This window comes from Paucibacter soli (assembly GCF_037482845.1).
Classification (GTDB): domain Bacteria; phylum Pseudomonadota; class Gammaproteobacteria; order Burkholderiales; family Burkholderiaceae_C; genus Paucibacter_B; species Paucibacter_B soli.
On record NZ_JBBHJW010000007.1, the window covers coordinates 324,041 to 333,753 of the forward strand.

Consider the following 9,713-nt stretch of genomic DNA (forward strand, 5'->3'; position numbering starts at 1 on the left):
TTGTTGGTTCAGAGAGCACCTGCCTCGACCCCCATGCGATACGTTTTCCTGCCAATTTGAATGCAAACATCCCGCTCACCAACACTCACAATTCTGTGCCCACTGGGCAGCTTGTCGCCTACACCAAGTCGCAACGGGGGTTTGCCCTCTGCGCTAAAAACTACCAGAACGTTTCGGTCCTTGCCATGCCCAAAAACCGCTGCGATGCGCCAGCGCTCATCGATCACCGGCACAACAGGCGCCGATGTGGCCTGTGCCGCGCTGCCCCAAAAGGGCGCGCTCATGACCACCGCAGCCAACGCCGTCTGATCAACCTGTCTTGGCGGCAATTCAAGCTGCCAAGCATCCCGCATCGGCTGCACAACAGACCGGTCAGATGCGCCCGGCGCAAAAAGGCTCCCCAGCCACCAACCAATTGCGACTGCGCTCACCGCAAGCAGTGCCGCCGAACGCCTTGATGCCAGGCGATCACCAACCAGCGTCATGGAGCCCCCTCCGCTGACATGGCCGCAACCGAACGAATGTCTATCTCTACAAGTTGCCCGACAGTGCCCGGACGCATCAATAACCGTTCGGCCACCAGCACTCGCTCACTGCGCCCAATCTCTGACAAGAAGGCAAGCAATGCTGCGCGATCAAAATCAGCAGTCATCCGGACCTTCACCGTACGCCAGGCCTCATCCGCGTTGCGCTTCGCCTGGGTTGCCTCCTCACCTCGAGAGAGCTGCAAATCACGCAAGGGAAGTCGTGTCTTGGTGGCGGTCAGGCGGAGCCAGTCCTGCAACGCCGCTTCGGCCAGGCCGAGGTCACCCTCACCCCACATCATTGAGCGCACAGCCTGCAGTCGTTGGGTAGCGTCCTCCAGCCGCCCGCGCCATTGCGTATCGCTGGCCATCGGTTGGACGAGTTGCAATTCGGCGCGCAGCCCAGCCGCATCCTTGTTCAGCCGCGCTTGATAGTCATCGCCCAACAGCAGGGCGTAGATCCAAAGAATTGCGAAAACAAGCAGGCTGCCAACGCGAAGCCGCGCATTGGCGACCCATTGCTCACGGATGTCCAGCCAGGCTTTGAGTAAGGTGGGGGTCATGGTTTGGGTGAAGGAGCTTGCTCAGCCGTTCGCTTGGGTCGTACTGCAGGCACCTGCGCCGAACTCAGGGTCATCTCAAACACGGCCCACCCGCGCCCGCTTGAATCACGGAGTTCGGTAACGCCGCTGAACCAGCCGCCAAGCTGCAACTCCCGCACGATTGCTGTACGCTGAACGTCCGCAGACAGCTCCAAGCTGAGACGCAGACGATTGCCAACAAGCTCCAACTCCTTCAACATGACACCCTTGGCAGGAAGCATCTCGGCAAGGTGCTGCATCACGTCAAGCGGACGGGGGCCGGTCAACTCCCGCGCCAACAGGTTTGTGCGCTCAGCTAATCCCAAGGCTTCTGAACGAACCGCGATGTTGGGAGCCGCCAAGGCCTTCGCTGCGTCAAGTTGTCCGCGAACGGCATCGCGTTGATGCTGCGCACTCCAGATCTGCTCCGCCACTGCGCCACTAAGCACCAGCATCAAACCGAAAACCGTTCGAATCGCCAGTCGCTCGGCTCGCGAACTCAGCTGCTCCCGATCAACCGACGCTCCCGCAAGCCAAGGACGCTTTCGCCAGACTGCAGACTCTACAGGCGGATTGGCACTGTCAGTGAGCCCAGCTTGTTTAAGAAAACCCTGCCATGCCGCGTCATCGGGCGCCTGGCGCCACCAACGCGATTGCACCGGCCAGCCTTGTTGCCAATGCTGGGCCTCGACACCGTCCAGCCCTTGCTGAACGACCAAACCGTCCGCAGAAGCCGGTGCGCGCAGCAGCGACTCGGGCAACAACTCAACATCGGACGGACCCAAACCCAGCGGCTCAAGCATCTTGCTCAGACGCTGCACATCCCATGCATAAGCGAGCGCTGCACCGTCTTTCAAACCAAGCCAAAAGCCGCAATGCTCGAACGGTGCCCACGCCAACACCATGGCTCGCAGTGCCGATCGGCGCTCAGCTGGCGGAATGCCGTCCAGACCGAAGTACCGCTGTCGGCACAGGCCGCGCGACAAGATGAGGCGGGACGGTCTAGTGTTCGACGTCAGGACAGGTCCTTCCAGCGTTAGGCGCGGAAGGCTGTAAGCGTCAATTTGGGCGGAGTTCCAGGGGGAAGGGAGTCGCACGTTCTGGGCGTACAGCAGCTGTTTTTGAATTGACTACCGGGTGCGCCTCGAAAATGGTCCAAGGCGCATCCCTCCCGTCGGGAGCAAGCTGTAAATTGTACTGCAGCGCCCTGGGCGCCCCTGCGGCTGCAACGCGCAGCAGGAACTGGTCACCCACATGGAAGGCGTAAGCTTCGCTGGCGATCATCAGGCCTGCGGCTTCTTGGGCAGCAGCCGCAGTGACGAAGGGGATCTGCCGCCGCCAAGCGTCCAAGCGTTCCACTTGATCAGGCCGCGCCTGCGGCAGGATGACCCCCAGCAATTCCTTAGGTGCCGTATTGATGTTGACCTCAGCCCCACGGCGAATCGAAGCGAGCCGATCAAGCTTGCGAAGCAACTCCGGGCGATCACGCCACAAAGGCATGCGCTCAAGCTCTCGCGACGAAATCAGCCAGTCGTTACGCGGCGGCGGCAAACCAGCGCTTGCATAGTCTGGTGCCTCGGCACCGTTGAGGCGCTTCAATGAGTCCGTGTCCTGGTAGTCCAACAGAACGTCGATCAGTGCATCCGTGCTCCCCGCTTCAGCACCTAGCGAGCGCAACAGGCGCTCCAAGTCGGATCGTTCAAAGGATGCCAGCGAGAAAAGGCCACGCTGGTCTTGAATCGAGACTTGCGCCCCGGAGGGGAACTGGTAGTTGCGGCCATCAGCCCACAAGTCCGGTCGCGCTATCGATCCAAAGCCGCCCGGCCCAGGCGGCCTTGTCGTCACGACATACAGGGCAGCGGCCAGCGCGCTGTGCTGATCGAGACGCTGCTGCGCATAAGTCTTCATCGAAAGCACCTGTTCTCGCAACCCATCCAACCGTTGCGCGAAGCGCGCAGCCACAACGGCAATCAGGGCAAGCGCGCCCAGAACCACAATCAAAACGTAACCCCGCTCGGCGCGCATCAAAGGTTTTCCAGCGCCGCGCGGGTGGGCACAGACTCGGTGCCATAAGCCCTGACAACGGCAACCAATTGCCCAGGAGGGTCCTCCCCCATATCAAGCGCGATTGCCCTGGGCAGTGCCGGCAGTTTGCGCTGCGGGTCTGGCCAGGTATCGCGCCAGGCACCTGCGCCATCCATGTAGCGGAACCCGCCCTTCTTGCCGCGCCAGCGAAGCAGGCGCACTTGCGGTGCCTCTTCAGCGGCACCGGTTCGCATTTCAAGACTCGTCTGATCCAGCACTGCGTCGTACACAACGGAGAAAGTGACGCTTCCCACACCAGGTGATGGCGGAGTCGGGGCGTCGGCCGATAGCCCGGTCAATTCTCGCTCTGTACCTCGAAAGCGCTCCGTGGCACTGATCGGGGCCGGAAGCAAAGACTCCAGCGCAGAACGAATCCACTCCATCCGCACGCCCTCGACGCTTGCATGCAGGCGCCCGCCATCCAGCAATTCCTCGATCCGCCGAAGATGCATCAAGGCCTGACCAAGCAAGGCACTGATCATGCTGACCATCACCAAGCTCACCAGCATTTCAAGCAGCGTCAGCCCCCGGTTCTTCATGGCCCTGCTCCGATAGGGCGCAGTCTGCGGGTGCCAACTCGCAATTGCTCGAAACGTATCGAAAGCCCTTGCTTATCGCGCGCCTGCACCGCAAGTCTGTACAAGCCGAGCTGCCAGGCACCCGGCACCGGGCCTTCCGGTCCAAACGCGCTATTGCTCCGGGCCGGCTCAATCAACTGGGCCGCCCATTGTAAATGCAGATCACCGGAATCCAACTCGCCTTCCAACGCATGCATCGGATCGACAGTCTCGATCAGGGCCTGCGCCGACAAGAGCATGGCAGCCTCCTGCTCGGCCACCTTGAGCCGCCGAACATCTTGCACGTTCTGATTGATCCAGGAAAAAAGCACCACGCCCGTCCCTGCCAGCAACGTCAAAGCAACCACCGCCTCAAGCAGGCCAAACCCTGCAGAGCGCGCCCTAGCAGCCCGCATCACGGATGCTTCCGACACTCATTGCTCGACGACCTCGCCGGTCACAGGCAAAACCCGGAAGGTGAGCGTCACTGCCTCACCAGGCGGCAAAAGCTTGACCTCGGCCGCGGCAGCGATGCCGGTATGGCTGTAGTGCAACTTGGGCCGCACCAGCATGCCCCAATCCGCCGGGAATTCAGGCTGCAGCTTGCGCAAGGCGTCCGCATCAAGATTGAGCTCCTCACCGGAATGGAAGGCGCGTACTGGCAGGGACTGCAAGACGAACTTCAAGTCCGCCGCCACACCGCGCCGCTTGGCGGCTTCGACAGCCTTCAGTGCACTGGGAGCAACAAGCCCGGCAAGCATGGCAATCAAGGCCATGACCACCAACAACTCCAGCAGCGTAAAGCCCGATACCGCCGGCCTATTGCGCAGGAAGGATCCCAATGTCCTTGGCATCACCCTCTCCGCCCCGCTTGCCGTCCGCACCAAAGGAGTAAAGGGCAAAGGGCTGACCATCGGCGCCTGGAACACTGTACTGATAAGGATTGTCCCAAGGGTCCAGGGGCAAGGCGTCGGCCAAATAAGGCCCGCGCCAACGACCGGCCTGGGCGGGGTCCACGGGCGGCCTCATCAACAGAGCCAATCCCTCTTCAGTCGTCGGAAAACGCCCAAGGTCCAGCCTCATGCTGTCGACCGAGCTTCTCAGATACTTGACCTGGGCGTTGGCGGCACTGACCTTACCCTGGTCCAGTTTTGAAAACAGCTTTGGGCCTACCAGTCCAGCGATCAGGCCAATGATGACCAGCACCACGAGCAGTTCCAACAGCGTGAAGCCGCGATGCCCAATGCGGCACTTCTGTTGCTTCATTTGTTTGCCTCGTTCTGATTGGCCGAACGCTGCCGAGCCGGCGCGTTGATGATCCTCTGGTCGCCTTGTGCCGCAGTTGCCTTGGCACGCCAAATCGAAGCCTGCTCGGCATCAGGTTTCAGGCCCAGCTCACCCGCTGTATAAGCACGCGCCAACCTGTCCATGGCCTGCCAAACCCCGGCTTCGGCGCTCCTCAGGTACCACTTGTGCGACTCGACAAAATCCTGCTGCACCGTGATGCCGTTTTCATAGGCGTACGCGACTGGATAGAGTGCGTCACGGTAGCCTTGGGCCGCCGACTTCTGGTACCAGTTCACGGCCTCCACGAAGTCACGCGGCACCCCACGGTCGCTGCCATACATCGCGCCCAGAAAGAACTGCGCACCTGCATGGCCTTGCTCAGCAGCCAAGCGATACCACTTAGCCGCTTCGACATAACTTTGCGGCGCGCCTTGGCCGCGCTCATACATACCGGCAACTAGGAACTGCGCATCGGCGCTCCCCTTCTTGGCCAGTGCAAGCTGGGCTACCAGCGCAGGCGCCTCCACGGCCTTGGTAGCCGATGGCGCAGCCACCGGCCCGGCAAGTTGCTGTGCCTGAACCAAGCCACAGACCAGCATCGCAACTGCGCCTCCACAAATCCAATTCCATCTACGCATCATTGGGCCACCCACGGTACACATACTCTAAAGGTCTGAGGATCGGCTCGATCGCCTTCTCGACGCACCATCGTGAACGTCGGTCAGCCAAAGCGATCACTCATAAAAAAAGAGGGCCGAAGCCCTCTTTTCATCAGTCGATGATACGAACTGATTAGTTGCTGCCCGGGCGAACCAGCACTTGGTTGCTGATCGAACCGTTCGGAGCGACCACGTTGTAGCCGCCTTGCACCGTGGCGCTCGGGGCATTGATCGTGAAGATCGCCGTGCCGCGGGTTGCGGTAGCCATCGACGAGCACAGGCCAGCTGCGCCGGTGGCCGACACGAACAGCTGACCATTGGCCGGGATCGTGCCCGAAGCGCCGGTACCTGCCGTGCAAGCATTGCCAGTCTCGGTCAGCACGCGTGCGGTGTAGCTGGCGGGGTTGGTACCGGTGTTGGTCAGGAAGAAGTTGCTCTGGTAGCCGGTGTAGGTGGTGAACCAGGGCGACTGCAGCTGCGTGCCGTTCGAGCTCCACTGCCAGAAGCTGGCGTTAGGCGCGTAGCTGAAACCCACAGCGCCAGCGGTCGTCGGGGTCACAGCACCAGCCAGACCGATGGTACGCGACACGCCCATCGGAGTCGTAGCATCGGTCTCGAACGACAGCGTGCCCGAAGCGGCACCGCCGATGCCGAAAGCGGCCGAATTACCCGGAATACCCGCCAACGTGGCGGTGTTGCCGCTCACGGTGAACACTTCACCCGCTTCGCACAGGGTCGTGTCGGCGTCCTTGTCGAAACACAGCTTGTTGGCCTTCAGACCCAGGAAGCCGGTTGCATCGGTCAAGGTCAGGGTCACGGTGTCACCTGCAACCAGCGTGTAGTCAACCACACCGCCGGTGCCCTTGACGCCAGCCGTGTTGTTGTTGACGCTCACGGCGACCTTGGCAACCGTCGCGGTGTCCAGGCCGATACCAGCGCCAGTGCCAGCCACGAAACCGGCCAAGGGCACGGTTGCGCCGACGTCGGTCACGGTAGTCGTGTCGTTGGTGGCCATCGCCGCGTCAAAGCCAGAAGCCTTGGCAGCGGTAGCGCGAGCCGAGGTCACCGCGCAGGTCGAAGGCGTACCGGAGTTGTCCACGCAAGCGGTTTCGCCGGTATCCAGCAGCTTGACCGACATCGACACGGCATTGCCAGACGTCGTCAGGTTGTGACCCACCACCACCGGAGCCACCAGGGTCAGCGTATCGGTAGCCGAGATGTTGCCGCTGACGACGATGTCGTACACAACTTCATTGCTGCCGGCGCCACCGCGCTTCAGCGACGAACCAACGATCGCAGCGGTACCGCCAGCGGCCGTAGGCACAGCCGGAGTGGCATTGAAGGTGCCGCTGCTCAGCGTATAGATCAGCGTGAACGGCTGGGTCGTCGTGCGCGCCACGCCCATGTTGTAAACCACGTTGCCCAGGGTCACTGGGGTGGTGGAGGCCATGGCTTCCACCGCGTAGTTGACGTTACCAGCGGTGATGGTACCGGCTTGAGCCACACCGAAGGCAGCAACCAGAGCCGCAGCCACTGCACCCTGCACAAAGACATTACGCTTTTTCATTAAATAGACTCCACAAATTTGTTGGAACATGACGCACTGATTCGCGAATCGAGCGCATAAGCCGCTCGCCGGCGATTCTAAGGCACGGAACCTCGAACCTGTCAACGCCAATCCGCAAGACAGCCCAGTTGCAAAGCCATCGCGCAGGTAAGCACTAACCGACGAACCGCTCATCTCCCCTTCACGCCCCTAGCCGTTATCAAAGAAAGCACGGTGCGGTGCCAGTGAGACGCAGGGAAGCTTAGCAGAGCCCTCGAAGCAGGTAGCTAGAGTAAACACTTTGTGGCCCGACTTTTCGATATCGCGTTGCGGGAAACGCACAGCCTTCAATGTAAAGACGTGCTAGTCGGGTAAGTGTTTGCGCCATTACGCTTGACAGCGCGGCGCGGCGCCCGCAGTTTTGTTCGGTTAGTTGCTGCTAGTTCGAACTCAAGCCATACGCTGCCTAGGCCGCAGGCGAGAAAATACCGTTTCAACAAACTGCGGGTTCAACGTGCATATCGCTGTCATCGGCGCCGGATTCAGCGGCGCATCCCTGGTCTATCAGTTGCTGCGGCGCTCCCCGGCTGGAAACAGGATTTCCATAATTAACGCCTCGGGTCGCTACGCACGCGGCCTGGCCTATGGCACCAGTTCCGACAGCCATGTGCTTAATGTTCCGGCGGCACGCATGAGCCTCGACGAGGCGCGGAGCGACGACTTCATTTCTTGGTTACGCTCGCAGGGGAACCCGCACGATGCCCACCAGTTCGTGTCCCGGCGGCTTTATGGCGACTACTTGGCGGCAAGACTCGACGAAGCCATCGCGAGCCGTCGCGACATGCAGGTGACTCGATACGATCAGGCCGTCGCCGAACTGCTTGATCATCAACAACTGCTGCGCCTGGCCGACGGCACCGTCCTGAAGGTCGATCAGGTGATCCTTGCGCTGGGCCATTTCGCACCGACAAGTCCTCTGCCAGCACTGGGTCACCTGCCGCCAAAGCGCTATGTCAACGACCCTTGGTCTGCAAACGCCCTGCAAGACCTGCCCCCTGACGCGTCTCTGCTGCTGCTGGGCACGGGCCTGACCATGGTCGATACGCTACTGTCGCTGCGCAAACAAGGGCATGAAGGCAGGATTCTGGCTTTGTCACGACGGGGCTTGCCGCCGCTTGCACATCGGCGCAACGAGTTGCCGCCGACCGCCTGGCAACCGAGGCCGGATTGGGTGGCAGCGCCACATACCCCTGTAAAGTTGCTGCGAGCCCTGCGCGCGGAAGCCGCGAAGCTGCGGGCAGTTGGCGGCGACTGGCGCGACCTCTGGGTGGGCTTGCGCAGCCAGACGCCGCAGCTATGGGCCGGCCTGTCCATGCGACAACGCGCGCAGTTTCTGCGGCATGCCCAGGTCTATTGGGATGTGCACCGGCACCGCGCGGCGCCCGATGCGATCACCGCCGTGCAAGCCGCGCTCGATACCGGCCAGTTGCAGGTCGCGGCGGGACGCCTGGTGGCCGTAGAACCATGTGTCACCGGCCTGCGTCTGGCATGGCGACCGCGGCACGCAAGCGCCTTGCAGCAGTTCGAGGCTGTCAGGGTGATCAATTGCACCGGCCCCAGCGCCAGCATCACCGCTGATACCTGCCCCCTGCTGTGGCGACTGGCAGAGCAGGGGCGTTTGCAGCGCTGCCCGCTCGGGCTCGGCATTCACGTCGACGAGCAGTACCGCCTGCTCGATGAACAGGGCCATCCCCAGGATGGGTTGCACTATATCGGCCCACTTCTAAAGGCGCAATTCTGGGAGGCCACTGCGGTGCCTGAACTGCGCCTGCATGCAGCGCGACTGGCACAGGCCATCTTATCCACTTAGATGGGCATATTCAGGCGCGACGCCACAGATCCAGCAGGCGCTCAAGCGCAGCGCCCATCGGCAGTGCGCTGGTGTCAAGTACCAAGGCAGGCGTCAGCGGGGCCTCGTAGGGCGCCGAAATACCAGTGAACTCGCTAATCTCGCCGGCGCGGGCGCGACGATAGAGCCCCTTCGGGTCCCGCTGCTCACAGACCGCCAACGGCGTCGATACATGAACCTCGTAAAAGCGCGTCGCCCCAATGACAGCACCAGCCAACGCACGATCTTCCCGCAGTGGCGATATCAAGGCGCATATCACCGTCACCCCGGCCTCGTTCATTAGGCGCGCGACTTCGGCAACACGCCGGATGTTTTCGCTTCGATCGGATGGTGAAAAGCCCAGATCCCGGCACAACCCAGTTCTAACCACGTCGCCGTCCAATACAAAACTCAGCCGTCCCTGTTGGCACAAGGCTCGGTGCGCCGCTTGCGCCAAGGTGGTTTTCCCGGAGCCCGACAAGCCCGTCAACCAGAGGGTCACCGCTACCATGTCATTCATTGATTCAGACATTACTCATTAACTCAGCGCACCAGCAGCGCACCGCTGGTGCGGTTGCTGGTGGGG

The 9,713-nt window shown here is 61.6% G+C and carries 12 protein-coding genes; 1 reads left to right on the forward strand and 11 read right to left on the reverse strand.

The features are described 5' to 3' along the window. Positions 1–8 precede the first annotated feature (8 nt). The 10 genes from WG898_RS16285 to WG898_RS16330 form a co-directional block, all read right to left on the reverse strand. Positions 9–485, reverse strand: a complete 477-nt coding sequence (locus WG898_RS16285; RefSeq protein WP_339603847.1) for a hypothetical protein — start codon at positions 483–485, stop codon at positions 9–11. Next, a complete protein-coding gene (locus WG898_RS16290; RefSeq protein WP_339603848.1) occupies positions 482–1,087 on the reverse strand; it encodes a GspMb/PilO family protein in 606 nt (201 codons plus the stop codon). The genes WG898_RS16285 and WG898_RS16290 overlap by 4 nt, the downstream gene beginning before the upstream one ends. Then, entirely contained in the window at positions 1,084–2,091 is a 1,008-nt protein-coding gene (locus WG898_RS16295; protein ID WP_339603849.1) for a hypothetical protein, read from the reverse strand. Before WG898_RS16295 ends, WG898_RS16290 begins: the two co-directional genes overlap by 4 nt. Before the next feature lie 73 nt (positions 2,092–2,164). Beyond that, entirely contained in the window at positions 2,165–3,130 is a 966-nt protein-coding gene (locus tag WG898_RS16300) for a type II secretion system minor pseudopilin (RefSeq protein WP_339603850.1), read from the reverse strand. Next, the gene (locus tag WG898_RS16305) at positions 3,130–3,729 is read right to left on the reverse strand and encodes a prepilin-type N-terminal cleavage/methylation domain-containing protein (RefSeq protein ID WP_339603851.1); all 600 of its coding nucleotides are present in this window, start codon (positions 3,727–3,729) and stop codon (positions 3,130–3,132) included. The genes WG898_RS16300 and WG898_RS16305 overlap by 1 nt, the downstream gene beginning before the upstream one ends. Then, positions 3,726–4,181: a PulJ/GspJ family protein gene (locus tag WG898_RS16310; RefSeq protein WP_339603852.1), complete on the reverse strand. Its 456-nt coding sequence runs from the start codon at positions 4,179–4,181 to the stop codon at positions 3,726–3,728. The genes WG898_RS16305 and WG898_RS16310 overlap by 4 nt, the downstream gene beginning before the upstream one ends. Next, positions 4,182–4,661: a type II secretion system protein gene (locus tag WG898_RS16315; RefSeq protein WP_444718956.1), complete on the reverse strand. Its 480-nt coding sequence runs from the start codon at positions 4,659–4,661 to the stop codon at positions 4,182–4,184. It abuts the gene before it with no gap. After that, positions 4,567–5,013 carry a type II secretion system major pseudopilin GspG gene (gspG, locus tag WG898_RS16320; protein WP_339603854.1) on the reverse strand — a complete coding sequence of 149 codons (447 nt, stop codon included), beginning with the start codon at positions 5,011–5,013 and terminating at the stop codon, positions 4,567–4,569. Before gspG ends, WG898_RS16315 begins: the two co-directional genes overlap by 95 nt. Continuing rightward, entirely contained in the window at positions 5,010–5,633 is a 624-nt protein-coding gene (locus tag WG898_RS16325) for a tetratricopeptide repeat protein (RefSeq protein ID WP_339603855.1), read from the reverse strand. Before WG898_RS16325 ends, gspG begins: the two co-directional genes overlap by 4 nt. A 193-nt stretch (positions 5,634–5,826) precedes the next feature. Continuing rightward, complete coding sequence (locus WG898_RS16330; protein ID WP_339603856.1) at positions 5,827–7,290, reverse strand: hypothetical protein; 1,464 nt, start codon at positions 7,288–7,290, stop codon at positions 5,827–5,829. A 463-nt stretch (positions 7,291–7,753) separates the two neighbouring features. Here WG898_RS16330 and WG898_RS16335 point away from each other — a divergent pair, with 463 nt between their 5' ends. After that, positions 7,754–9,109 carry an FAD/NAD(P)-binding protein gene (locus WG898_RS16335; RefSeq protein WP_339603857.1) on the forward strand — a complete coding sequence of 452 codons (1,356 nt, stop codon included), beginning with the start codon at positions 7,754–7,756 and terminating at the stop codon, positions 9,107–9,109. A gap of 10 nt (positions 9,110–9,119) precedes the next feature. On the opposite strand, the gene cysC is transcribed toward WG898_RS16335, so the two are convergent. Then, positions 9,120–9,647: an adenylyl-sulfate kinase gene (gene cysC / locus WG898_RS16340; RefSeq protein WP_339603858.1), complete on the reverse strand. Its 528-nt coding sequence runs from the start codon at positions 9,645–9,647 to the stop codon at positions 9,120–9,122. Positions 9,648–9,713: the final 66 nt, after the last annotated feature.